The 24,610-nt window shown below is 33.2% G+C and carries 26 protein-coding genes; 14 read left to right on the forward strand and 12 right to left on the reverse strand.

Going from position 1 to position 24,610, the window contains the following annotated elements; genetic code table 11:
- Positions 1 to 311: 311 nt before the first annotated feature.
- From J0J69_RS08815 to J0J69_RS08825, 3 genes are all read right to left on the reverse strand, one after another.
- Complete coding sequence (locus tag J0J69_RS08815) at positions 312 to 788, reverse strand: N-acetylmuramoyl-L-alanine amidase family protein (protein WP_212725267.1); 477 nt, start codon at positions 786 to 788, stop codon at positions 312 to 314.
- On the reverse strand, positions 767 to 1,009 hold the full coding sequence (locus J0J69_RS08820; RefSeq protein ID WP_212725261.1) for an N-acetylmuramoyl-L-alanine amidase: 243 nt from the start codon (positions 1,007 to 1,009) through the stop codon (positions 767 to 769). Before J0J69_RS08820 ends, J0J69_RS08815 begins: the two co-directional genes overlap by 22 nt.
- 116 nt (positions 1,010 to 1,125) lie before the next feature.
- Complete coding sequence (locus J0J69_RS08825; RefSeq protein ID WP_212725887.1) at positions 1,126 to 1,851, reverse strand: N-acetylmuramoyl-L-alanine amidase family protein; 726 nt, start codon at positions 1,849 to 1,851, stop codon at positions 1,126 to 1,128.
- A gap of 196 nt (positions 1,852 to 2,047) precedes the next feature.
- Here J0J69_RS08825 and J0J69_RS08830 point away from each other — a divergent pair, with 196 nt between their 5' ends.
- Positions 2,048 to 2,761 (forward strand): pirin family protein, encoded by a 714-nt coding sequence (locus tag J0J69_RS08830; RefSeq protein ID WP_212725263.1) that lies wholly within the window; start codon positions 2,048 to 2,050, stop codon positions 2,759 to 2,761.
- A gap of 96 nt (positions 2,762 to 2,857) precedes the next feature.
- Positions 2,858 to 3,325, forward strand: a complete 468-nt coding sequence (locus J0J69_RS08835) for a hypothetical protein (protein ID WP_212725264.1) — start codon at positions 2,858 to 2,860, stop codon at positions 3,323 to 3,325.
- An 82-nt stretch (positions 3,326 to 3,407) separates the two neighbouring features.
- Here J0J69_RS08835 and J0J69_RS08840 read toward each other — a convergent pair whose 3' ends face one another.
- The gene (locus J0J69_RS08840) at positions 3,408 to 4,967 is read right to left on the reverse strand and encodes an AbgT family transporter (protein WP_212725265.1); all 1,560 of its coding nucleotides are present in this window, start codon (positions 4,965 to 4,967) and stop codon (positions 3,408 to 3,410) included.
- Between the two features lie 275 nt (positions 4,968 to 5,242).
- Between J0J69_RS08840 and J0J69_RS08845 the strand changes: the two genes are divergently transcribed.
- A complete protein-coding gene (locus J0J69_RS08845; RefSeq protein ID WP_212725886.1) occupies positions 5,243 to 6,616 on the forward strand; it encodes a GntP family permease in 1,374 nt (457 codons plus the stop codon).
- Positions 6,617 to 6,631: 15 nt separating this feature from the next.
- Here J0J69_RS08845 and J0J69_RS08850 read toward each other — a convergent pair whose 3' ends face one another.
- Positions 6,632 to 7,036, reverse strand: coding sequence for a helix-turn-helix domain-containing protein (locus tag J0J69_RS08850; protein WP_055243548.1), 405 nt, complete (start codon positions 7,034 to 7,036; stop codon positions 6,632 to 6,634).
- Between the two features lie 130 nt (positions 7,037 to 7,166).
- On the opposite strand from J0J69_RS08850, the gene J0J69_RS08855 reads away from it, so the two are divergent.
- Positions 7,167 to 9,146: a M28 family peptidase gene (locus J0J69_RS08855; protein ID WP_212725885.1), complete on the forward strand. Its 1,980-nt coding sequence runs from the start codon at positions 7,167 to 7,169 to the stop codon at positions 9,144 to 9,146.
- A gap of 440 nt (positions 9,147 to 9,586) precedes the next feature.
- A complete protein-coding gene (locus J0J69_RS08860) occupies positions 9,587 to 10,045 on the forward strand; it encodes a YdeI/OmpD-associated family protein (RefSeq protein ID WP_055304542.1) in 459 nt (152 codons plus the stop codon).
- 313 nt (positions 10,046 to 10,358) lie between these two features.
- Here the strand turns inward: J0J69_RS08860 and J0J69_RS08865 are convergent, their stop codons facing one another.
- Entirely contained in the window at positions 10,359 to 10,613 is a 255-nt protein-coding gene (locus J0J69_RS08865; RefSeq protein ID WP_237252590.1) for a hypothetical protein, read from the reverse strand.
- A gap of 300 nt (positions 10,614 to 10,913) precedes the next feature.
- Here J0J69_RS08865 and J0J69_RS13600 point away from each other — a divergent pair, with 300 nt between their 5' ends.
- The 3 genes from J0J69_RS13600 to J0J69_RS08880 all read left to right on the forward strand — a co-directional run bounded on the left by J0J69_RS13600 (position 10,914) and on the right by J0J69_RS08880 (position 12,542).
- Positions 10,914 to 11,630 carry a transposase gene (locus J0J69_RS13600; protein WP_212725884.1) on the forward strand — a complete coding sequence of 239 codons (717 nt, stop codon included), beginning with the start codon at positions 10,914 to 10,916 and terminating at the stop codon, positions 11,628 to 11,630.
- On the forward strand, positions 11,587 to 12,066 hold the full coding sequence (locus tag J0J69_RS13605; protein ID WP_212725883.1) for a transposase: 480 nt from the start codon (positions 11,587 to 11,589) through the stop codon (positions 12,064 to 12,066). The genes J0J69_RS13600 and J0J69_RS13605 overlap by 44 nt, the downstream gene beginning before the upstream one ends.
- A 176-nt stretch (positions 12,067 to 12,242) precedes the next feature.
- Complete coding sequence (locus J0J69_RS08880; protein WP_212725882.1) at positions 12,243 to 12,542, forward strand: (2Fe-2S)-binding protein; 300 nt, start codon at positions 12,243 to 12,245, stop codon at positions 12,540 to 12,542.
- 24 nt (positions 12,543 to 12,566) lie between these two features.
- Here J0J69_RS08880 and J0J69_RS08885 read toward each other — a convergent pair whose 3' ends face one another.
- On the reverse strand, positions 12,567 to 13,394 hold the full coding sequence (locus tag J0J69_RS08885; protein ID WP_212725881.1) for a metallophosphoesterase: 828 nt from the start codon (positions 13,392 to 13,394) through the stop codon (positions 12,567 to 12,569).
- Between the two features lie 463 nt (positions 13,395 to 13,857).
- On the opposite strand from J0J69_RS08885, the gene brnQ reads away from it, so the two are divergent.
- Complete coding sequence (gene brnQ, locus J0J69_RS08890; protein WP_212725880.1) at positions 13,858 to 15,138, forward strand: branched-chain amino acid transport system II carrier protein; 1,281 nt, start codon at positions 13,858 to 13,860, stop codon at positions 15,136 to 15,138.
- Positions 15,139 to 15,206: 68 nt separating this feature from the next.
- Positions 15,207 to 15,506 carry a (2Fe-2S)-binding protein gene (locus tag J0J69_RS08895; RefSeq protein ID WP_055244897.1) on the forward strand — a complete coding sequence of 100 codons (300 nt, stop codon included), beginning with the start codon at positions 15,207 to 15,209 and terminating at the stop codon, positions 15,504 to 15,506.
- Positions 15,507 to 15,679: 173 nt separating this feature from the next.
- On the opposite strand, the gene J0J69_RS08900 is transcribed toward J0J69_RS08895, so the two are convergent.
- Positions 15,680 to 16,495, reverse strand: a complete 816-nt coding sequence (locus J0J69_RS08900) for a MerR family transcriptional regulator (protein ID WP_055244895.1) — start codon at positions 16,493 to 16,495, stop codon at positions 15,680 to 15,682.
- A 70-nt stretch (positions 16,496 to 16,565) separates the two neighbouring features.
- On the opposite strand from J0J69_RS08900, the gene J0J69_RS08905 reads away from it, so the two are divergent.
- Positions 16,566 to 17,891 carry an MATE family efflux transporter gene (locus J0J69_RS08905; protein ID WP_237252588.1) on the forward strand — a complete coding sequence of 442 codons (1,326 nt, stop codon included), beginning with the start codon at positions 16,566 to 16,568 and terminating at the stop codon, positions 17,889 to 17,891.
- A gap of 43 nt (positions 17,892 to 17,934) precedes the next feature.
- On the opposite strand, the gene J0J69_RS08910 is transcribed toward J0J69_RS08905, so the two are convergent.
- Both J0J69_RS08910 and J0J69_RS08915 read right to left on the reverse strand, forming a co-directional pair.
- Positions 17,935 to 18,498, reverse strand: a complete 564-nt coding sequence (locus J0J69_RS08910; protein WP_055244893.1) for an SH3 domain-containing protein — start codon at positions 18,496 to 18,498, stop codon at positions 17,935 to 17,937.
- A 175-nt stretch (positions 18,499 to 18,673) separates the two neighbouring features.
- Positions 18,674 to 19,330 carry a hypothetical protein gene (locus tag J0J69_RS08915; RefSeq protein ID WP_055244891.1) on the reverse strand — a complete coding sequence of 219 codons (657 nt, stop codon included), beginning with the start codon at positions 19,328 to 19,330 and terminating at the stop codon, positions 18,674 to 18,676.
- Positions 19,331 to 19,524: 194 nt separating this feature from the next.
- Between J0J69_RS08915 and J0J69_RS08920 the strand changes: the two genes are divergently transcribed.
- Positions 19,525 to 20,295 (forward strand): alpha/beta hydrolase, encoded by a 771-nt coding sequence (locus J0J69_RS08920; RefSeq protein WP_055304549.1) that lies wholly within the window; start codon positions 19,525 to 19,527, stop codon positions 20,293 to 20,295.
- A 394-nt stretch (positions 20,296 to 20,689) separates the two neighbouring features.
- Positions 20,690 to 21,595, forward strand: coding sequence for a ComEC/Rec2 family competence protein (locus J0J69_RS08925; protein WP_237252586.1), 906 nt, complete (start codon positions 20,690 to 20,692; stop codon positions 21,593 to 21,595).
- Positions 21,596 to 21,614: 19 nt separating this feature from the next.
- Here the strand turns inward: J0J69_RS08925 and J0J69_RS08930 are convergent, their stop codons facing one another.
- A complete protein-coding gene (locus J0J69_RS08930) occupies positions 21,615 to 22,265 on the reverse strand; it encodes a hypothetical protein (protein WP_212725879.1) in 651 nt (216 codons plus the stop codon).
- 756 nt (positions 22,266 to 23,021) lie between these two features.
- On the opposite strand from J0J69_RS08930, the gene J0J69_RS08935 reads away from it, so the two are divergent.
- Positions 23,022 to 23,210: a hypothetical protein gene (locus J0J69_RS08935; RefSeq protein WP_212724753.1), complete on the forward strand. Its 189-nt coding sequence runs from the start codon at positions 23,022 to 23,024 to the stop codon at positions 23,208 to 23,210.
- 167 nt (positions 23,211 to 23,377) lie between these two features.
- Here J0J69_RS08935 and gpmA read toward each other — a convergent pair whose 3' ends face one another.
- Complete coding sequence (gene gpmA / locus J0J69_RS08940; RefSeq protein ID WP_212724752.1) at positions 23,378 to 24,124, reverse strand: 2,3-diphosphoglycerate-dependent phosphoglycerate mutase; 747 nt, start codon at positions 24,122 to 24,124, stop codon at positions 23,378 to 23,380.
- Positions 24,125 to 24,610: the final 486 nt, after the last annotated feature.

The following is a 24,610-nucleotide window of genomic DNA, read 5'->3' on the forward strand; positions in this document are numbered from 1 at the left end:
AATTTTTCTGACTTTCACACTTCTCCAACTATCTTTCCTATTATCAATACATTAAAACGAGTTACTCTAAATATCCTACGATTTGTTCCCTTTGGCCTTTTAGTTGCTCTACTCAAACAATCAAGACGAAACATTTTAATTGCTTCCCTTATTATCTCAGTGACAATTGAGGCACTTTAATATTATAATGGTCGTTTTGCTGATATTGATGATATCATTTGGAATATTTCAGGTGCATTAATTAGTTATCTCATCTATCTTAGTTATCGAAAAATAAAAGATTTACTCATGATTCCAAAAGCAGCTACAAATTAGCTGCTTTTTGCTTGTTCGTTTAAAAAGTTTTCAATTCCTTCCATAATACCAGTCACCACTTTATCTTGATAGCCTTTAGTTTGAATAAGCTCACGTTCAGTATCATTTGAGAGATAGGCACTTTCAATTAAACAAGCTGGCATTTTAGATTCTCGAATAACGACTAGATTAGTTACTGCCCTAACATGACGATCTTTAGCTTGTGTATAATTAATCAGCGCTTCTTGAATACAGTTTGCTAATTGATCATCGTGTGTTTCTTTCCCAGGGTTATAAAAAACTTCAATCCCATGAACACTCGAATCTTTAAAGCTATTTTGATGAATACTAATAAGTAAATCACCTTTCGCTTTATTGGCTAATTTCGTGCGATTAATTAAACTAATCGCTGTATCATCGGTTCGGGTCATCACAACTTTATAGCCTTTTGTTTCTAATCGTTTTTGTAATTTTAGTGCGATTTGAAGATTAATATTTTTTCCTGAACTCCTTGTTTAACACTACCTGGATCCGTTCCACCATGACCCGCATCAATAATAATAATTTTTTTAGTGGAACTCAAGAATCGATCCAACCATTGTGTTTTTTGTACCGGAGCAGCAAAACCTATTTGAAACGGAATAAATAAAAGACCTATCATAAGAAAAGCGATGATAAATCTAGTAACATGTTTAGATTTTAATTGATTGATCAAATTTCATCTTCCCTTCGTCTGATAGCTAATTGTTTTGTCGAATATAAAACTATTATGTAGTATAGTTAATTCTCTCCAAAACATACGATAAAAGAAAAACCAGAATGTTCATATCATCATTCTGGATTTCGGTCTAATTCATTTAAGAATTCTTCAATTCCTACTACTATTCCTTTCACTACTTTATTTTGATAATCGTCCGACATAATCAAATCAAGTTCATCATCATTAGAAATAAATGCTGTCTCGACTAACACAGCGGGCATTATTGTTTCACGTGTCACGACTAAACCATTATCTGAGTGAATTCCGCGATTTTTTGCCCCTGTTTCATTAATTAGTGACTCTTGAATCATTTGCGCTAATTGTTGATCGTTTGTTGTTTTGTCACTATTGTAATATACTTCTATTCCATGAACACTTGCATCTTGAGCATAGCAATTTTGGTGAAGACTAATAAATAAGTCTGCCTCTTTTTCATTGGCGAAATCTGAACGTTCTCTTAGAGAGAGAGAGTTATCATCTTCACGAGTCATTAAAACAGAATATCCATTTTCATGTAATACTTCTTGAAGTTTTAAGGCAATTTCTAAATTAATATCTTTTTCTAAAATACCATGACTATCACTTCCCGGATCAATACCCCCATGACCCGCATCAATAATAATCAATGGCTGAGTAGTGGTAACGGTGCGTTCAGTTTCATAATAAGATTGTGCAATCATAGTTTGCGAGGTTTTTGAATAATAAATTGATAATGCAAGACCGCCCATGATTGCTACCATTAAGAATAATGAAATTAAATGAAGCTTCATTAAGCGCCTCTTTCGGTTTCTTCTCATACGGTTCTCCTTTCTCTTTTAACCCTTTTGATTTAAGGAGATTGTAATACACAAACCTTAGAAAAACCTTAAACATCCTTTTTGATGACATTTTTCCTGTCGAAGATACGACTATTATGTAGTATAGTTTATTTCGACTGAACAATACTATGAAGAGGCGAACGCCTGAATTTTTTTAAAAGATGGAGTGAATCACATGCTTAGAAAACTCGATCATCGATATATGGGTGGCGCTGTTTATGATTGGTTAGAAACAACCTATCATTTTTCATTTGCCGATTATTATAATGAAGCAAATATTAACTTTGGAGTTCTTCGTGTCCTAAATGACGATATAATCGCTCCTCATACCGGATTTGATACACATCCCCATAAAGACATGGAAATCATCACTTATGTCATTGAGGGAGAACTCACTCATAAAGATAGCATGGGGAATGTCGGCGTCTTAAAACGTGGACAAATGCAATATATGAGTGCGGGAACAGGTATTACTCATAGTGAGTATAACAATACTGACATTCCTTTACGCTTACTTCAAATTTGGATTGTACCGGATAAAAGAGGGCATCAACCAACATATGGCGAATATCACTTTGACTGGGAAGCACGTCATAACCAATGGCTTCATATGGTTTCTGACATCCACGAGGATGCTCCTATCACTATTAATCAAGATGTGAATATTTATACCATTTTATTAGATGAAGGAAATATCGCTGATATTAATGTAGCCTTTGGACGTCAAGCCTATCTCATGCAAATCGAAGGCTTCTCAACGGTCAATGAGATTGCTGTAAAAGAAAAAGATGCGCTTGAAATTATCGAAGATAATATTCATATTGAAGCAACTCATACGTCACACTTCATTGTTATCGATATGCCAAAATCCTCTCATCCTTATATGTAAAAAAGCAAAGGCTAGTGCCTTTGCTTTTTAAACTTTTCCTCTTTTTTCTTTCAATTAAACATGTTATGTTAAGACCAAAAGGGGGGAATTGTTAGTATGAGAACACTTCAATTTTTAATCGGATTTTTACTCATTTTAATAGGTGGATTTTCGCTTATCACATATACCTTTCATTTAAATAACGAGCTCATTCATCATCTATGGTTTTTATGCGTGTTAATCCCAGGTCTTTACTTTGAGATGAACTATTTTCAAACGAAAAAAAATCCTGGGCAACTAGTCCCAGGAGGAATTTTAACCGTAATTGGATTATTATTTTGTTTTGAAATTTTAACAGAATGGCATTATTCTAGTTATACGTGGCCTGTTTACTTACTAGCTGTAGCATTTGGATTGTTACAACTTTATTCATATGATCATAAAGACAAAGGACTCTTAATTCCCATTACGATTCTTTGCTTCATTTCACTTCTTTTTTATGTTCAACTTTTCATTTCATCATCACTACTACTTGCTATTTGCTTAATTATCATTGGACTTTATATTCTCTTTCAAAAAAGATAAGGTACGAGGTTTATCCTCGTACCTTTTATTGATTATTAGATAAAAAAAGACTTAAGCCAAAGCTTAAGTCTTAATGATTAAATTAGAATCCTGGTAAGAAGATTGAAGCACCAGGTCCTAATGGTAAGTTACATACGAACCATACAATTAATAATAATGTCCATCCGATTAATAAGAATACTGAGTAAGGAACCATTGTTGAAATTAAAGTTCCGATTCCTGATTTCTTATCGTATCGAGCAGCAAATGTTACGATTAATGCGAAGTAGCTCATTAATGGAGAGATTAAGTTTGTTGTTGAATCTCCGATACGGAAAGCCATTTGTGTGAATTCTGGTGTGAATCCAACTTCCATTAACATCGGAACGAATACTGGAGCTAAGATTGCCCATTTAGCTGAAGCTGATCCCATGAAGATGTTAATGAACGCTACAACTAAGATGAATAAGATGACTAATGGAATACCTTGTAATCCGATTGCTTTTAACATCTCTGCACCTTTGTTTGCAATGATTGTTCCTAAGTTTGAATAATTGAAGTAAGCAACGAATTGAGATGCGAAGAATACTAACACAATGTATGATCCCATTGAAGCCATACTTTTACCCATTAAGTTCATGACATCTTTATCATTCTTAACCACTTTAGCTCCAACTCCATATGCAATCCCTGCAATGGCAAATACTAAAGCAATGATAAGAACCATTGAATCCATGAATGGTGATTTTAAGATTCCTTGAATCCCTGCATCAGTTCCACGTAAGAATCCGTTAGCTGGAACGACTAATGCTGCTAAACCTGCAACTGATAATAATGTTGCGATTCCAGCGAAACGTAACCCGCGTTGTTCTTCTTTAGAAACTGTCATTGCACTTTCTTCAACTGTCGCATCACCTGTATATTTTCCTAAACGTGGTTCAACGATTTTTTCAGTTACAATTGTACCGATAACTGTAATTAATACTGTTGAAGCGATTAAGAACCACCAGTTACCTGTCATCTCTACTACATAATTTGGATCGGCTAATTTAGCACCTTCTGTTGTTAATCCTGCTAATAATGAATCAGTAGGACCAACCATCACGTTAGCACTGAATCCACCAGATACCCCGGCGAATGCAGCTGCAAGACCTGCAATTGGGTGACGTCCCATACTTAAGAAGATAATAGCTCCTAATGGGATTAACACAACGTATCCTGCATCAGATGCGATACTTGATAAAACCCCTGCAAGTACAACTACAACTGTAATTAAACGTTTTGGAGTACTCATTACTAATTTCTTTAATAATGATCCAATTAAACCTGTTCCTTCAGCAAGTCCAACCCCAAGTAAAGCAACTAATACTGTTCCAAGTGGGGCAAACCCTGTGAAGTTTGTTACTGCTGATTTAAATAAATATTGAACACCTTCTCTTGATAAAAGGCTTTGAACTGTTACCGTCATTTCTTCAACCGTATTCGTCGTACGATTGATCCCCTCATAAGTTACTGATACACCTGCAGCTGATAAGATAGCTGATAAAACAACAATTACTGCACTTAAAATTAAGAAAATTGTTGCTGGGTGTGGTAATGCATTACCGACTTTTTCTACCCGGTCTAGAAGAGTTAATTTCTTCTTTTTCACTTTCTCACTCATAGAATACCTCCTTGATTTCAATCCCTTTCCCATAATTTGGGTGAGGTAGTTTATATGGTTAAACATATCTAATTATATCTATAAAATTCGACTAATTTCCACTGTATTTTTTTTCCATATGGTTAAAAATACATTATTTTTCTACAATTTTAGGCATAACATTGTATATTATTTGTCAAAATACCAACTTATATCTATACTAATATCATTCAATCATATAAATTGTAAAAAAATAATAAAATTTGATTTCAAAAATTGAAAGGAGGTAATGATTCTTGAGTCATCTCATCATTTTAATACTTTCACTTAGCACGATTATGATTTTAGCTTACCGAGGATACTCGACAATTATCACCGCCCCCATTATTTCACTCATAACTTTATTTCTGACTTTTGGATTAGATAGTCATCTGATGGCTAACTATACTCTAGTGTATATGGACGGATTTGCGGGATTTGTTAAAAACTATTTTCCACTATTTTTAACAGGAGCAATTTTTGCTAAGTTGATGGAGGAAACGGGTTATGCGCATGCAATTGCTCACTTTATAACCAAATGGATCCAACCTAAGCGAGCGATTTTAGCCGTTGTCCTTTCCGGTGCACTCCTAACTTATGGAGGTGTTTCTCTTTTTGTCGTTGCTTTTGTTCTTTATCCCATTGCAACATTACTCTTTAAAGAAGCCGATATTCCAAAACGACTCATTCCTGGAACAATTGCTCTTGGTGCTTTTACATTTACGATGACAGCTTTACCAGGAAGTCCTGAAATTCAAAACGTTATTCCTATGACTTACTTCAAAACAGATACTTTTGCTTCTCCAATTATTGGCCTCATTGCTAGCATCTTGATGTTTACTTTAGGAATGATCTACCTAAACTTTCGAGCAAAATCTGCCCATAAAAATCATGAGGGCTATGGGTTTAATGAAGAAATGAAATCAAAAACGTCTTCTAAAAAACCATCAATTTGGTTAGCTATCTCCCCGATTGTAATCATCTTCACCTTGAACCTCTTCTTCTCAAAAGTCTACTATCCGAATGTAGATGGGACTTATCTAGAATCATTCAATACAACACTCGATAGTATGTCTGGAACATGGAGCGTTATTATCTCAATCGCAATTGCGATTTTATTTATCCTTTTATTGAATATCAAAAAAATTAAAAACCTCCAATCTATTTTAGATACCGGAGTTAAAAATTCATTTATTCCCCTTTTAAACTCAAGTGCTATTGTCGGTTATGGAAGTATCATTAAAACACTTCCTATTTTCCTTGGAATTCAAACCATGATTTTAAACCTTTCACCGAATCCAATTATTGCTGAGGCCCTTTCAGTTAATATCATTTGCGGTCTAACTGCCTCTGCCTCAGGTGATCTTGGAATTACCTTAAATGCTTTAGCACCAACATTTTTACAAATGAGTGAGCCTCTTGGAATTACACCAGAAATTCTACATCGTATTGCGTCTTTATCATCTGGCGGGTTAGATACACTTCCTCATAACGGAGCCGTCATTACAACACTAGCGATTTTTGGCCTAACACACAAACAAGCTTATAAAGATATCTTTGTGACATCCGTTGTTATTCCAATCTTCGTTACTTTCTTGATGGTATTAGGGACCTCTCTAATTTTTGTATAAAATAAAAACGCCGATTCATCGGCGTTTTTTTAATCTTATTAAGTAATAAAATCCGACTCCAATCCCACCACAAGTTATCCCTACCATTAGATGATTAAAAATAAATCCCATCATCATCATTAAAATCATCCCTATGATCAAAATACTATTCTCTATTAAATCATCTTCAGACGTCTCAACTTCTTGTTCATAAAATCCTAAACGCTCTAATGTTCTGAGGTTAATTCGATCTCTTAATAATTCATCTAAACTTACATTAAACCAATCTGATAATGCCATTAAACTATGCATATCTGGTATTTCGTCCCCTTCTTCCCACTTTGCAACTAACTGTTGTGGAACACCAATTTCTTCTGCCAGTTTTTCCTGGGAAATCCCTTTCGCTCTTCTTAATAATTGTAGTTTTTCGTTAAACTCCATCTCTTATCCCCCTTTTTACTTCTATCGTATTCATTTTCTATAATAGATATACATTTCTCATCAAGACAGGAACCTATTTACTACTTTTCTACTATGATATAGAAGCGATAGAAATAAGGAGGAGGACAGTATGGACTACCAAAAAGATTTAGATGCCTTTTATGATTCTATTAATGTTGATTATGCGGCCTATGTGGCTAATACTCTTTCTCAGTTTGGATCAAATGAAACTCTTGGATTTCGAATGGCTGGTTCAGAAGCAGAACTTGCAGCCGGTCATTTTTTATACCAAGAATTTAACAGCATTGGTTTAAAAAATGTTCGAAAAGAAAAAGTAATCGTTGATTCATGGGAGTTTAAGAATGGAGAGCTCTATTATCTAGATCAAAAGAATACACCCAAAAAAATCACTTTAAGCGCCTATGCAAGCAACTGTATTCGTGAGAATAAAACCTTTGACCTTGTTTATGTGGGGAAAGGAACAAAAAAAGATTACGAGAACATCGACGTTAAAGGAAAATTAGTACTCATTGATTTAGACTCTTATATTGGTTGTCAAATTGGTATTTGCGCCTTACAGGCCAGACACAAAGGAGCTTATGGAATCATTGCTGCTCCTATAAATGAAAATCAAAAACTTCCAACTGATGCGCTCACTTATGAAAACTTTACGGCACCCGCTGATATTCCAGCCTTTTCGATTAGTTTAAAAGATGGTTATATTCTTAAAACATTATTAATTCAATCACCTTCTTCTAAGATTTCGGTTATCTTGAATTGTTATAGTAAAGTTTCACCTGATAGTACCTCATATAATATTATTGGTGAGATTCCAGGTAGAGATACCAATGATATTATTTTAGTTATGTCTCATTATGATGGATTATTTCACAATTTTCATAGCGGAGCTTGTGGGTGTGGTTTACTACTAAGCTTAGCCCGTGCTTTAATTAATAGTCATTATATTCCGAGTAAAACAATTATCTTCATTGCCCATAGTGCGAAAGAATGGGGATTAACAAATTCCTCTTTCAATTGGTCCATTGGTGGATATCAACAGATTACTAAAAATCATCCTGAATGGGCCGAAAAAGCATTCGTTGCTATTAATTTAGAAGGTTTTGTCGCTCATGATGAATACGATTATCATCATATCCGTACGGCTTATGAATATAAGGAATTGGTTAATGCGATTCAAAAAATTGTAACGGGCTGTCCTTATAAACAAGGTTGTCTCATTGATGCACCAACCACCATCTTAAGTGATGACTTTGCCTACTCTCAAAGTGGGGTACCTACGATTATTAGTTATCGCCCAATTAACGAGAACCATTTAACGACTTATCAGACAAACTATGACCTAATTCACAATCACTTTAGTCGATCAGCTTTTGAATATTGTCATAAACTATATGGAACGATCATCATTTTATTTGATCAAATGAAGATTAAGCCCTTCAATTTTGAGAAACTGTTTCATGCCTTAGAAGAAAGTCTCGACTTTGAATCTTATCATCATTATAAAGAGCTCTATTTCCTCATCCATGATGCGAAATGGTGCGCTAAAAATCTTTATGAGTTTACTCAACGTAATCACTTTACTGATTCTGAAGCGAAATATATTAATCAACAGCTTCACTATCTCTACTTAATGATTCAGCAATCTTTTGTACGACTTTCATGGTATGGAGCAAATATTTTCCCACACGAAGCTCATCAAGAAAATATCCTTCATCTTCGTGAGGCGATTCGACTATTAAAAAAAGAAAAGCTAAAATCTGCCGTTGAACAGCTTTGTCGAGTTGACCTGAATCTCTATGCCTTCTACTTCGATAAAAAAACATATCAATTCTATATTCATCAGTCCTGTCATCAAGATGACGAACATTTAACTTGGGGACGAGATTTATTATTAAGTGAGCTCGATCTTTATGATATTATTGAAACGCTTCAGCGTAAGCATTCTTGGGAAGATATTTATGTTGAAATCCAGCATCTAAAAGAGATCTTAAAAGAAGAAGAGTTTCGCCAAGAAAAAGTGATTGAAGAAGAAATGGTGCATCTTAAACAAATCATTGATTGGATGCGCTCATTGTATCGACGTCCATAAATGCATAGTATAATAATCTATATAGAAACAGAAATGTATTTCATCATTCTATATCAGTCTTAGTTAATCGATTGGTTTAATACTAAGACAGACTATAGTCCAGCTAAAAGTTTTCCGATATGAAAAACTTATCTGGACTTATATATATACATAGCAAAATGTATTTCATATACTAACCATCAGGCTTAGTACACAAGTCTTTTTGATAAAAAGGCCAACTATAGTAGGGCTGGGGCACCTAGCGATTTCTCAAAGAAATCTAATCCCCCACTACTAGGGCATGGGCCACCTGCCGTTTCCAACGGAAATGTATCCTCCGCTGGTAGGGCATGGGTTACCTGCCATGCGAAGCATTTATCCTCAACCGGCAAGACTTTAGTTTTTACGATGTTAAAAACTTATCTGGACTTATATATATCATTGATAAGGTTGTGATTGTCATGCAAAAATTCAATGCAAAAATTATCGAAGCACCAAGAGGGGGAGCCTACGTTGAAATTCCCTTTAATGTTGAAGACATCTACCATGCAAAAAGAGTTAAAGTAAAAGCCTTATTTGAGACGATTGAATATCGTGGATCACTTGTTAAAATGGGAACTGATTGTCATATTCTTGGCATGCCAAAAGCCATTCGCGAGAAACTAAATAAACAAATTGGAGATTCAGTGTCTGTGACCATTGAAAAAGACGAAGAAGAACGAATCATCGAACTTCCAGTGGAATTTAAAGAAATCCTCCATCAGGAAACTGAAGCATTAGCCTTTTGGGAGACACTCTCATACTCTAATCAAAAAAAGTATATGACTTGGATAACTTCTGCTAAAAAAGAAGACACAAAAATGAAACGAATAGAGTCAGCTATCCAAAAATTAATCAATAAAGAACGCTATGTTAGATAACGTTATTGATAAGTGGGATAAAAAAATGGATTGGATAAGGTTAAATATAAAGTCATTTTTGTAATAACTTTTGTAAGAAATTAAATACTGTTCATAAATTTATAACCGAAAAAATGAGTTGTGCAAAAAGCACTACAAAAACAAAGAAGTTTTTAATAGAAAAGTCTCAGAATCATTGATCATAACAAAAAAGCAGCCATTATAAAAATGACTGCTTTTTGTTTGTAAAAACTGAGGTAAATTTAGTTGTTCAATCCTAAACCTGAAACTATTTAGTATTTAAACTGACTCAACATATAAATGTCTAAGACACTTAACCTAAAGCTACAAACAATAATGCAAAATATAATAGAGGAATTAGGTTTAATACTAGTCCTAAAAGACTTACCCACTTTTTCTCATATTTCAAAAATAGCGATAATATAGATAAGACTATCCCGATAATTCCTAATACAATCATAGCTATCATCGAAGAAGTTAAATAAGCAAATACTAAAATATTTAATAGACATCCAATAACAATACTAACTAATCCTAATTTTTTAGATAAACTAGTCATGATTTCCATTCCTCTTTTAAAAAATATTATACATATATTGTAACAAATAAAAAGAAAAGATTCAAAAATTTAACACTTCAATACACCGAAATAACAGGAAGGTAGCTGTCGCATTTATACATGTAAAGGAATTGCCTCAGAATTCACTATTAAATGATATCAGTTCCATTAATTTTTTCATATCGTAAAAAATGAGTCTTCACCAGAAATGGTGCTTGACTAAATAAATGCTTATATTTACCTATAAAAAAAACATCTAAAATCTTGTACTTTAGTAAGTGCGACCAAACCAAAGTTAGGAGATTTTAGATGCACTTACATCATATCAATGATTTAATTCAATTACAAGATGTTACAGTCAGTAACTATCATATTTCTGAAGATCATGTTTTATTTTTAAGCCTGTGTCCAACAAAGAGTAAACAACCTTGTCCTTGTTGCCATACTCAAGCATTTGTTATTTGTAAAGGTAGCCGTCAAAAACTACGTCAAGTTAGACATTTACGTTGTTTCAATCGTGAAACCATTTTATTGATTCCGATGAAGCGGCTTTTCTGTAAACAGTGTGAAGTTTCTTTTTTGACAGGTAAAACTCGTTATACAAACGATTATAAACGTGAACTTTCTAAACCGTTAGTCGGTACCACTGTTAAACAACTAACAGATACGTTCAAGGTCCCTTACTCAACCGGTGAACGCTTCATTAAGCAACATCTTGCTCATTTAATTCCGTCTATTCAAAGAAAAGTGATAACTGCTGCTCAAGGATCAACTCGGCTCATATTAGGCATTGATGATTTTGCGATTCGAAAAGGTCATACTTATAATACAGGATTTCATGACCTAAGAAATGGTAGCCTGTTAACATTAGTCATGGGAAGAACTTATCAAACGTTAATTCAAAATCAAGGCTTAATGAATCAACTCAAAGAATTGAAACCCTACGCTGTTGTGATGGATTTAGCACGTTCTTATCACAAGTTTGTCACTAACACCGGAAAATCGCAAATATCTGAAACGAAATAAAAACCTTATCGGTAAACGATATGATTCTTTGAGCGAGAAAGAAGAACGAAAATTAGGAAAACTTCTAAGCTATTCAAAAGAACTGACGGAAGTGTATGCCATTAAAGAATCACTGATTAATTGGTATGAATTAAGTAATGAAACAAATTCTTATAGACGTTTAATTCAATGGATTGATCGAGCTAAAGCCCTAAATATTCCTGAATTAACTGAAGCACTTAAACCTTTTAAAAATTGGACAGAAGAAATTTCTAATTACCATAAGTGTCGTTACACAAATGGTGCAGTAGAAGGACGAAATAATAAAATTAAAACATTAATTCGAAGAAGTTATTTTCTTCCGAATCGAACGATCTATGAGAATAGAATCTTCTTAGAATGTAATGAGCGATTTTTTATAGATGAATTAAGTGTCAAGAACCAATTTTGGTGTTGAGCCTAAAAAATTTTAATGAAAATATATAATATATTGATAGCATATCAATGTTTTCATGAGTTTAGTTTGAAATAAATAATTTGAAACAACACGTCGATGATTGGACTTAACGTGAGTTATTCTCTATAATGGATAATTGAAAAGCTTAACCAAAATAGAGAAATGAGGGAAAAATAATGAAATTAGAAAAAATTCAAAAACCAGATTACTTAAAAGTTCGTCATGCAATGATTGCAGGGGCTCGTACGATTGAAGATGTTAAAGTAATGACAGATCTTGATACAGTGGAATACGAAAACGACATTAAAGCTATCTTAGCAAGTATCTGTGGATGTAAAGGAACTTCATTAGAACAAGTAGTTACTTTAGCAACTGAAGGAAAAACAGTTGAAGAAATCAAAGAAATTACAGGAACTGCTACAGCTTGTGGACGTTGTATTCATTTATTAGAAGCTGTTGTGGCTGCCAAAAAATAAAACTCCATCACTGGATGGAGTTTTTTATTTTGTTTTTAAATAAAAAACGGTAATCTGTGGCACATTGAACAATCGAAAAGGTGCTTTTGTATTTCCAATTCCCGTATTAACATATAAATTCATATCACGATTAATCTCATAAAACCCACGTACATATTTTTCAGCTAACGCTGTTGTCATTAAAGGTCCAACAAACGGGATGTATACCTGTCCTCCATGACTATGTCCCGCTACCACTAAATCGACTGGATAATTGATAAAATCATCAGCTAAATCAGGCTCATGTAACATTAAAACATTAAGGTGATTTTCTTGTATGCCTTTCATTGTCTGAACCGAATCATAATATCCAATCAAGGCATCATCAGCTCCAAAGAGACTAAGCGTCGTTCCTTTAATATTCAACGTTTCATGATTATTGAGTAACACGTTAAAACCAGCTGATTCCATTAAATCTTCATAAAAACGTTCAGCTCCCCCACCATAATCTCGATTCCCAAAAACAGCGTATTTTCCAAATTTAGATTTGATTTTAGATAAAACGATTGCTATTTCATCGATAGCTCCATCATAATTAGCCGCATTATCCATTAAATCACCCGTAAATAAAACGAGATCTACGTCTTGTTCATTGATTTTATCAACGACTTCTTGTAAATCTTCAAGCGTAAAAAAGTCACCTATATGTGTATCTGAAAATTGCACGACTTTAATCGCTTCGCCTTGAATTTTACTAAGTGGCACATCATGAAAAATCACTCGTAACAACTTTGGTTCAACAAAGGTTGAATAAAGTATGATTAAAATTCCAAATAAAATCAAATACCCTAATCGCTTAAAAAATACTTTCATCTGCTCATCCTCTATACTCTCGTTTGTTATCTTTACAAAATTATATTGTACTCCCCTTAAATTTAAATCACAAATACTATTTTTAAATTAATTTCACTTTAAATGTCGAAAGATTTATTAATCTATTTAATCCTTATTAATTGCTTTTATTTGGAAATTTTAGTATAATAAGCTCAATCATATTTTATAATTAAGAAAGGATGACGCCAGATGAATTCAACATTAACTAATCTGTATGATTATAGCTATTATTGTTAAGTTTGTATTTATGCTTGGAGTCATTCCCATCATAGGTACAAACTTTTAGACGTTTGTCTCTATGATGGCTATCTCTTATATAAAATAGATGCCACATAGATAAAAAACTATGTGGCCCTTTTATTAAAAGCTTATCGAATTACCACATAGTCTATTGAAACTATGTGGTTTTTTTATTCATACGATAGAAAAGAGGAGAAAAAAGATGAAGCAAAAAAAAGATATCATTATTGTAGGATTTGCATTATTTTCAGTATTTTTCGGAGCAAGTAATTTAATTTTCCCACCATTTATCGGGGTTACTTCCGGAAGTGAATGGTTAACAAGCTTTTTAGGGTTTGTTTTAGGGGATGTCGGAATTATTTTACTTTCAATTTATGCCATCGCTAAATGTGGTGATTATCAATCCATTGTTGGACGTGCAGGTAAAAATTTTGGACTAAGCCTAGAAATTATTATGATGCTTTGTTTAGGGCCAATTTTAGCTATTCCTAGAACAGCCGCAACTACATTTGAATTAAGTATTACACCATTAATTCCAGGAGTAAACTCAGTCTTTTTCTCAATTATCTTCTTTGCCTTAACCCTTATATTAACGATTCGTCCAACAAAAGTAATGGATATTATCGGGAAGTTCCTAACTCCTGTTTTATTAATTTGTCTAGCTTTCTTGATTGGAAAAGGAATTATATCTCCACTTGGAACATTAAATAATGAAATTGAATCGAATGAATTATTCGTCACTGGATTAACACAAGGATATCAAACAATGGATGCTTTAGGAGTTGGAGGAATCACTGCATTCATAATAGCTTCCTTCAAAGGAAAAGGATATACCTCACAGGAAGAACGTATTAAGTTAACGATTAACGCAACGATACTTGCTTGTTGTGGGCTGGCCTTAATATATGGTGGGTTAACTTACTTAGGGGCAACTGTTTCTAATCAATTTGATGCCACTGTTTCTCAAACTGCTTTATTAGTTGCAATTACTCATCAATTAATGGGACAATCAGGAACAATTATTTTAGGTATTATTGTCGCATTAGCTTGCCTAACAACAGCAATTGGTCTAACTTCTATTACAAGTAAATATTTCGAAGACGTGACAAACAAAAAACTAAAATATGAACACATCGCTATTTTTATTTGTACCTTTAGCACAATTGCCTCAACAATTGGAGTCGATCAAATTATTGCGCTATCAGTTCCTATCTTAACTATCATTTACCCAGTATCCATTATCCTAGTTATTTTAAGTGTCTTAAAAAAATTCTTTAGTAACAATTTATCCTTCGTTTTTGCAGGATACACAACATTACTAATCAGTGCTCTATCTGCCGCTAATGTTTCATTTATGAATGAACTACCTTTAGCAAATTTAGGTTTAAACTGGCTTCTACCATCTTTACTTGTCGCAATAGTAGGAGAAATGATTGGCACTAAAAAATTATTAACCGTCAAAAGTCCTATTAAAGAATTATAAATAGGTATATTAACGGAGGTAATCTCTCATTCTAAAAATATAATCTATACAGAAAGGAAGCATTGCCGATGTCTTTACCAAGAGAAGAATATATTGAAATTCGTCATGCTCAAGCTAAAGGAGCTCGTACGATTGATGACATCTTAAAAATGACGTCCATTCAAGCTGATACTCCTGAAAAAATGAAAGAAATTGAGGATGTTCTATATCTTGCATGTAGCTGCAAAAAGGTATCAGTTGAAGAAGTAGCGATTGCTGTTCAAAATGGTGCAGATACAGTTGAAAAAATCCAAGAGCTTACAGAAGCAGGGACAGTCTGTGGACGCTGCATCCCAATCTTAGAAAATATTTTAGAACTTAAACATTAAAGACCTTGCGGAGCAAGGTCTTTTTCATTACATCATATTTTTTAAACGTTGCATCACTTGTGGATAACTTTGATATTCCTTAATTTTATTGTAAATATTGCGTCATCCGTTTACATTAACAGATTCATTAAGTTGATAAGAAAAAGGGGTTATCTATTTTGAGATAGTCCCTTTTATTTTAGTTGAACTTGAATTTGAATTTGCGTTAAATAATTATCGTATCCAATAACTGAAATTTCATCTAGAATAAACTCTTCGTAGGAATAACCTGAGAATTCCAGGTTATTTTGTTTAGCAAATTCAATCATTCGATCATAGGTTTGATACGTTGTATCGTATGACCCACGATGATAAGCAATCAAATATAATCCTTTTGGTTTCAAAAAAACCGTCTGAGCTTGAGTGACATCTTCGATTCGAGAATAAAAATGAGTATAGTCTAGATACTCTTTCTTAGCTAACCGCTGTGGATCAATCATGACTCCTACAGAATCCCAAGTCGTATATGAATTAAAATCTTCCCGCTTCATAAACTCAGATAAATGATCAAAAAATTCTCGATGATTAAATTGATCTAATTCAGGACTAATCATAAAATATTCTGCTTCCATCTGCTTTAACTCAATTTCATCGCCTATTAACAAGATCGCTCGTTTTGTCATTTCGACTTTTTCATGCATGATTTGTTTTAAAGTCTTTAAATGTTCAATTTCTCGATCAATTTGATCTATCTTCTGAGAAAAAAGGTGGATCAGTTGTTCTGGACTGCGACTATCTAAATAAGTTTTAATTTCTTGCAGTGACATTCCCATTTCCTTTAATACCGAAATCACCCCAAAAACTTCAAACTGTTGATAACTATAGTAACGGTAACCATTAGGCTTTTTAATCGCTGGTTTAAAAATTCCAATCTCATCGTAATGAAAAAGGGTCTGCTTTTTAACCCCCCAAAGTTTTGCAAATTCTCCAGTCGTAAAATACTGATTCATACCTCATGCTCCTCTTGACTATACGGTAACCATATACTTTATGATAATTAAGAAAGGTGGGATTAACCTAATGAATACAGATAGTAAACAGTTAACCTTTAAATCATTTATGGCTTTTACAACGCCAACGATGATTATGATTGTTTTTTTATCACTTTACACGATCATTGATGGAATTTTTGTCTCACGATTTGTTGGACAAAATGCATTATCAGCCATTAATATCACGCTTCCACTGATTAGCTTAACGTATGGGATTGCATTTATGTTTGCAACCGGTGGTAGTGCCATTGTAGCAAAAAAATTTGGGGAAGGCAATTCGTTGGAAGGGAAACAAAATTTCTCATTCATTGTTTTATGCAGTGTGATTATTGGGATGTTCTTAATGATTATAGAACTTACATTTCTTACAAATCTACTAAAGCTTCTTGGTGCAACAGAGAATCTTTATTCTTATTGTTATGAGTATGGATTTATTATCACTTTATTTACGCCAATTGCAATCCTAAAATCATTGTTTGATTATTTCATGGTGACCGCAAACAATCCTAAATTAGGACTCATAAATACGTTAATTGGTGGATTTACGAATATGATTCTTGATTATGTCTTTATCGTTGTTTTTAATTTAGGGATTTCAGGCGCTGCGTTAGCAACAGGGATTGGACTTTTAATTCCTTCTATGATTGGTTCAATCTATTTCATGAACCAAAAAAATTATCTTCATTTCACGAAGCCTAAATTAAAATGGGATGTTCTCATTCAAAGTATGTCAAATGGATTATCAGAAATGGTCACAAACTTATCCACAGCTGTCACGACACTTCTTTTTAATCTAATGATGATTAAGTATTTAGGTGAAGATGGGGTTGCTTCGATTACCATTGTTTTATATGCTCAATTCTTATTAATGTCTGTGTACTTAGGATTTTCATCAGGAGCAGCCCCTTTAATTAGTTTCAGTTATGGTGAAAACAATCATCCACAATTAAAACAATTAATCAAATATAGCTATCACTTCATTAGCGTTGCCTCAGTTGTAACGTTTGTACTTGCCTTAATTCTTGCGTCAACCATTATTAAGATATTTACCGGTGGTGAAACTGAGGTCTATCATATCACAAAAAGTGGCTTTTATCTGTTCTCCTTTAGTTTCTTACCGATTGGAATTAATATTTTTGCTTCCGCTATGTTCACTGCTTTTTCTAACGGAAAAGTATCAGCACTAATTTCAGTTTTAAGAAGTTTAATTCTCGTCATCATCGGTGTTATCCTCTTACCAATCCTCCTCGGAGTGAACGGTATTTGGTTAACCATCCCATTTGCTGAGTTCATCACTGTCGTGATTTCTATTAGTTTAACGAAAAGATATGCTAGTTATTATCATTATGAATAAAAACATTAAAGGGGCTGTCTCAAAATGAGATAACCCCTTTTCATTATTTAAATGTTAAATATTCCGCATAAACGTATCCAATTTCTCCTTCAAAAGAAATTTGAATCCATTCATCACTATAATAACGATCTAATACCTTAACCTTGTCTCCTGCATCTAAATTTCCGATGATATCTGTTCCTGTTGCTGCTTTCGCACGAACATTTACTCCATCAACATTACAATAAGCCTCATTATTATTTGTTTGAACTGGAGTTTGTTCCTGTTGTACTGGTTTTTCAGATTGTTGCTGCCCAGTTTCATGTGTTTGATCTGACGACTGCTCATTTGATGAATCTGTTGCTGGTGGTGTCACTTCTTCTTGCTTTTGATCAACCGATGTATCTTGATTTACATCTATTGAATCATCTGATGTTTCCACTTCAACTTTATCATAAGTTAAATAATCATTTTCAGATTTAGGTTGCTCATATGTAGCAGCCATAACACCTGTATAAACAATTAATCCCGCACCTAATGCTGTTAAAAGCCCGATAATTGAAACACCAAGCTTCTGTGTCCATGAAGTGACTTTTCCATCAAATTCATCTTTTTTCTTCGATTTCATCTTAATCCCTCCCGTGTTAAATCCTGTTGCAAAATCATTAAATAAATCGAGAATTTTATTATTTTAATTAATCATATCATAATTTAGTAGAATAATTATGTATTTTTCACTGACATTATCCCCCAATTAAAAAAGATTCAGCCTCAGTTTCCTACTGGACCGAATCTTTTATGCTTCAGTTTTCATCTTCTAAAAATTCAACTTGAGGCCGTGTTCCTACCCCATCATAAGTTATTAAATAATCGACTCGATTCTCTTTATACTCAATCACAATTTTAGTATGTGGAATGCCTTCCGGTAATGAACATTCTATATCTAAGATTTGACCATCTTCGACAATTTGTGTCTCTAATAAAGGAGTACCTTCAATTAACTTATCATCTTCATATCTAACTTGATAAATTGTAATCTTTGAGCCAATATGTTGTGGAATAACCAACAGTCGTTCATCACTTGGTTCTTGATTATATTCAATCACATCCAAATGGTCTACTATAGCTAATTGTTGCTCTGTTGGTTCATGAATAATAGCAGCGAGTTGTTTCTCACTCATCTGTAACTGTAGTAATTCCACTGCCTGATTGACCGTCGCACTCACAAGACAATCGACACGCTCCTCATTTTCGTCTGTTTGATTAATAGGTTCTTCGATTTGATCTGATTTTAAAACTGGTGTTTTAATTTCTACCTCGGAGTCAATAGGCGGCTTTTGTCCTTCAGCTGGAATATTTATAGAGGGTTGTGGATAAGTAATATCCATTGGTTGATTACTCGACTGACATGCTGATAAAATTCCAATTAAAATCCCTATTAACCCCCACTTTAATTTCATGATTCATCCTCCCTACAACGAGTTCTTTTACTAGTATTAGTCTATGCAACAGCAATTCAATCGAAACAAATCATCCCTATTTTCACTCTCATTTTTTCGACATAATCTTTATTTCTAGCGTCAGTAAACGCTTTTATTTAACAAGTGATGTATGATATGGTAGGATTATCATTTCTATCCTAGGGGGAATTTTTATGGCAATAGTAGAAGTAAATTTTCATTCAACATGTCTCAACCGAATGGTCACTTATAAAGCAATTATTCCAACCGAGCATCCAATCAAAAATCAACCCTTCAAAACACTCTATCTTTTACATGGATTTACAGATAATCATACTCAATGGTTGATGGGCTCACGTATTGCTCTACTTGCCGAGCAAGCTCGTCTAGCAGTTATTATGCCGGCAGGAGAAAATAGCTTTTATGTCGATGATGAACGACGTGGTCATCTATATGGTGAATTTATCGGTCGTGAGCTTGTAGAACAGACACGAGAAATGTTCCATCTTTCAACGAAACGTGAAGATACCTTTATTGCTGGCCTTTCAATGGGGGGATACGGAGCTGTTCGAAATGGCTTAAAATATCACGAAACATTTAGTCACATCGCTGGCCTTTCTTCAGCCTTTATCTTGGATCGTGCTCTAAACTCAACACCACATGCTGAATCGATTCTTGAACGTCGTTCCTATTTTGAAAGCATCTTTGGAAACTTAGATGAGCTCATCGGAAGTGATAAAGATTACAAAGCATTAATTCAAAAGTTAAAAAATGAAGCTGTGGATATTCCACAACTTTATCTCGCATGTGGAACAGAAGATTTCTTAATTGAACAAAATCGTGATTATCGTGACTTCCTAAAACAAGAAGCTATTGAATTTACATATGTTGAATCCCCTGGAATTCATGACTGGAAATTCTGGGATACCTACATTGAAAAAGTGATCGAATGGTTACCTTTATAAAATAGAAAGTTCGGCGAATGCCGAACTTTTTATTTATTTAATGAAAAGTAAAATTACTGATTTCCTATCAAATAGCCCATTTTATAAAATGATTAAACTTCTCACTTTTTCACTATAAAACCCATTTTTTCACTGTTTAAAGTTAATAAACGATAAACATACTATATATAAACTAAAATTAGCGACTTTTTATATGCGAAATATCTATTATTTTTTTCAAATTGTGAGGATATATTTCCAAAATACGATTGATAAACTAATAAAATATAAATCATTTTCAATGAATTTCTACTTTTTTTATATACTAATACTACCGAGATTTTTATGATTTTGTGCTATGCTAAATTCAAATAATATCGGTTCACAATGATGTTATAGAATGGAGTTTTTATATATGACAAAAACCTCTTCCTCAAAACTACATTTTACATTGCTTCTTCTCATTAATATCACGCTCTTATCCGCTTGTCACTCAGGTGATTTAAGTAAAGAAAATCGACTTAGCACCTCTGTTAATTTAAGCGATGCTCCCTTAGAAATCAATATTCTCGAAACAGGAAAATCGGATTGTATCGTTATTAAAGTTGAGGATAAAACGGTGATGATTGATACAGGTCTTGATCAAAATGGTGAAAAAATCGCAGATTTTCTAGAAAAAGAACAAATTGATGTCATTGATTACCTCATTATTTCTCATCTAGATAAAGATCATATTGGTGGAGCCGAAACTATTTTAGATGAAGTAGCCGTTTCAAAGGTGATTCAGCCTAACTATACCCGTGATACAAAACAATATAAACAATATACAGAAGCACTAAAAGACCATGAACTAAATCCCATTTATCTAGCAAATGATATGACCTTTAAACTGAATGATGCAACATTCATCATTTCTCCTCCATTACAAGAAGAATATGAACTATCTAATGACTATTCACTCATTACTTCTGTTTCATATGGAGACCAAAGCTTCCTATTTGCAGGAGATGCTGAAAGTATCCGCCTTAGCGAATTTTTAGCGACAAGTCCACTACACTATACATTATTAAAATTACCTCATCATGGTAGATATAGTGAAAAACTCGATGAATTATTAACAGCTATTTCACCAACCTATGGAATTATTACTTGTTCAGAAGAAGAATATGCGGATACAGAGGTGCTTGAATTATTAGCAAAACATCATGTCCAAACACTCATGACGAGTGATGGACCTATCGTCATTCGAAGTGATGGAAAAAATATTAGTGTGCATCAACAACTAAAAACGATTATTTCTTTCAAACAAAAAGGAGACTAAATTAACTTAGTCTCCTTTTCTATTGTTCAATTTGTTTAATTAATGCTTGTATCTCACCTTTTAATCTATCTGAACTCTGAATTAAGTCATTTGCTAACTCCTTGACCCCATCATCTTCCGTTTGTTGCAAAATACTATTCATAAAGATCGTCCACACCTCACATTGTTTTGACAATCGTGTTAAAAAGTCCATATCAATACTATTCCCAATTAAAACAGTAGGTTGCTCACCTTCAACTTTAAGATTCGTTAAAATTTGTTGATAAATCTCTTCATAGCTGGATAAATAGGTAGCTTCTTTGGTTTCATCATAAACAGGATTCTCACTAACCTTCTTTTGAACTTTATTAATTTTCTTTAAATTTAATTTTAACTCATCAACAAATTGGTCGACCGGCTCTTTTAACTCTTTTCGTTCACCGTACTGAAGTTCATTTTTAGATAAAGCAATTAATGCTCGTTGATATTGTAGCACTTGATTTAAAAAATCAGTATTTAAATCTCCTGTTTTTTCTGTAGAACCAAGGCTATCTTTTAGTTCGAGATAAATTAAATCAATTTTCTTCAAGTAATCACTTTCTTTTAAATTTGACTCATCAGCTGCCTTTACAGAATAGGTTAAAAGAAAAATTGAAATAAATGCGAACAATAGTTTTCTAAATAGTTTCATCATTTCACCGCCTCATTCATGCATTCATAATTATTATTTAATAATCATCTGCTATTTATGTAAGCTAAATGCTCCTCAAAAGATGTCGAACTTCTCTTTTATAATTTAACATTTTTTTTACACCGGATTAGGTATGCTTAAGATACAAAAATCCTACCAAATTATTTCCCAAACCGACAATACAAGTTAAATACATGTTAATTTTAATTTATAGAGCGTATCTATTAATAAATTCAATAAGCCATTTTCGAGATAGGGAGATAACTGGAAAAAGTGAGGTTAAAAAGTTTAAAAATACTTAATTTATAGTTTTATAATAGTGTTTGAAAATGAAGAATTGGTAGAATAATAGAGGAAAATAGGAAATCTGATAAAAAAGATAGCCCCAGTAGAGAAAAAAAGAGGACATAAAATAGAGAACACGAAAGAGGATATTAAAAACAAGAATAAAGAAGACTTAATAAAAAAGACTGATTTTATAAAAATCAGTCCAAAAATTGATTTCTTTATCGTCCCTTTATAAAAGTGAAGAAACTAAATAGCTAAGGATAAATAGTATTTTAAAAATAAAACAGAAGTCTAAAAGATTTGATTAGAATGCGTCTCTCTTTTCCATGTTATTGTTACTCCATCGATTACCTTAATTGAAATATAAAAATCTTTAATAAAATGAGCTAAATAATATCAAAATTCAACAAAATCAGTTATAATGTAGGCATAGTATTACTTCAATTTAATTAAGAGGAGTGATTAAAAATGGAGATGGAAAATAAAAAAACGAAAAAACGTGGTCTTGCTGCTCTTTTAATTACAGGAGCCGTTGTTGGAATTGGTGTAGGTACTACTCATGTAATCAAAAAAGTAGCTCAACAAAAAGCTAAAGCTGATGAAATGAAACGTCTAAAAGAGCTTGAAGATGAAGAGTTTGATGACTTATTTGAATAATTAAAAACACCTCAGTTGTTAACAGTTGAGGTGTTTTTTTAGCTCTTTTTTCTATAAAAACCCATATTTCAACAATTTTCGCACTAATTAAACTCCCTTTTTATCCACACTTTCACTAAATCTCCTATCCCGGCTTCCATCTGGATAAAGATCATCAATTCTTTTTCTTAATCTGTGGATGATTCTAAATGTTTAGGTATTTCCCCTTCAGGAATCGTTCCATCTAACGATAAATAATAGTGTCGAATTGGTTTTAACTCATCATCCAATTCATACACCAATGGTGTTCCTGTTGGGATATTTAAATTGGCAATTCCATCACTTGAAATGTTATCTAAATACTTTACCAGCGCTCTTAATGTATTCCCATGAGCCGCAATAATCACACGTTTTCCTGCTAATAAATCTGGCACAATATGTTCATGCCATTCTTCTAAAACGCGTTTTTCAGTATCAGAGAGGTTCTCAGTTAACGGTAATTCTTCTTCTTTTAAATCATGATACTTAAATTCATGTCCTGGATAACGTGGATCCTCTTTTGTTAACTCTGGTGGACGGACCTCAACATAACGACGCCATTTATGGACTTGTTCTTCCCCATAAATTTCAGCTGTTTTTTGCTTATTTAACCCTTGTAAGGCACCATAATGACGCTCATTTAATTTCCATGACTTATGAACGGGAATCCACATTAAATCCATCTCATGAAGAATAATCCACAGCGTTCGAATGGCGCGTTTAAGGCGTGACGTGTAGGCAATATCAAACTCAAGTCCATTTTCAAGTAGAACTTTAGCTGCCATTCTAGCCTCTCTTAATCCATTTTCAGATAATTCTACATCTGTCCATCCTGTAAATTTATTTTCTAAATTCCAAACACTTTCACCATGACGAATTAACACTAATTTAATCATTAAACAACCTCCTTTCTTTCTAAGTATATGTCTACTTTTGAAATAACTTTCTTTTATCATTAAATTTTCAACCAATTCTAGTGAAATTCTATCCCAATTAAAACTAATTAGTAACAAGCAGTTTTACTTCAATTAACTTGTTCTAAACAGATTTATATATATATCCTGATAAGTTTTTTATAACGTAAAAACTTTTAGCCTTAGTAGTGAGAGATTAGATTTCTTTCAGAAATCGCTAGGTGACCCAGTATTAAAAAGGCTTAAGAACTACGCCTAGTTCAAAAATGTGAACTACATTTCGTTATATATAGTGACTGTTTAATAACATATCTGTGACTCAGACCGACTTTAGGAATATTAAATCATTCTACATTTTATAAAATCACGAATTCTTAGTCATCTTTTATCTCCTGTAGATCAACTTTGCTAGCAACAACTTTTTACTTCTGCTAATCTTTATTATTCTGGCTATATTGGAGATATTCG

This window comes from Turicibacter bilis (assembly GCF_024499055.1).
Classification (GTDB): domain Bacteria; phylum Bacillota_I; class Bacilli_A; order MOL361; family Turicibacteraceae; genus Turicibacter; species Turicibacter bilis.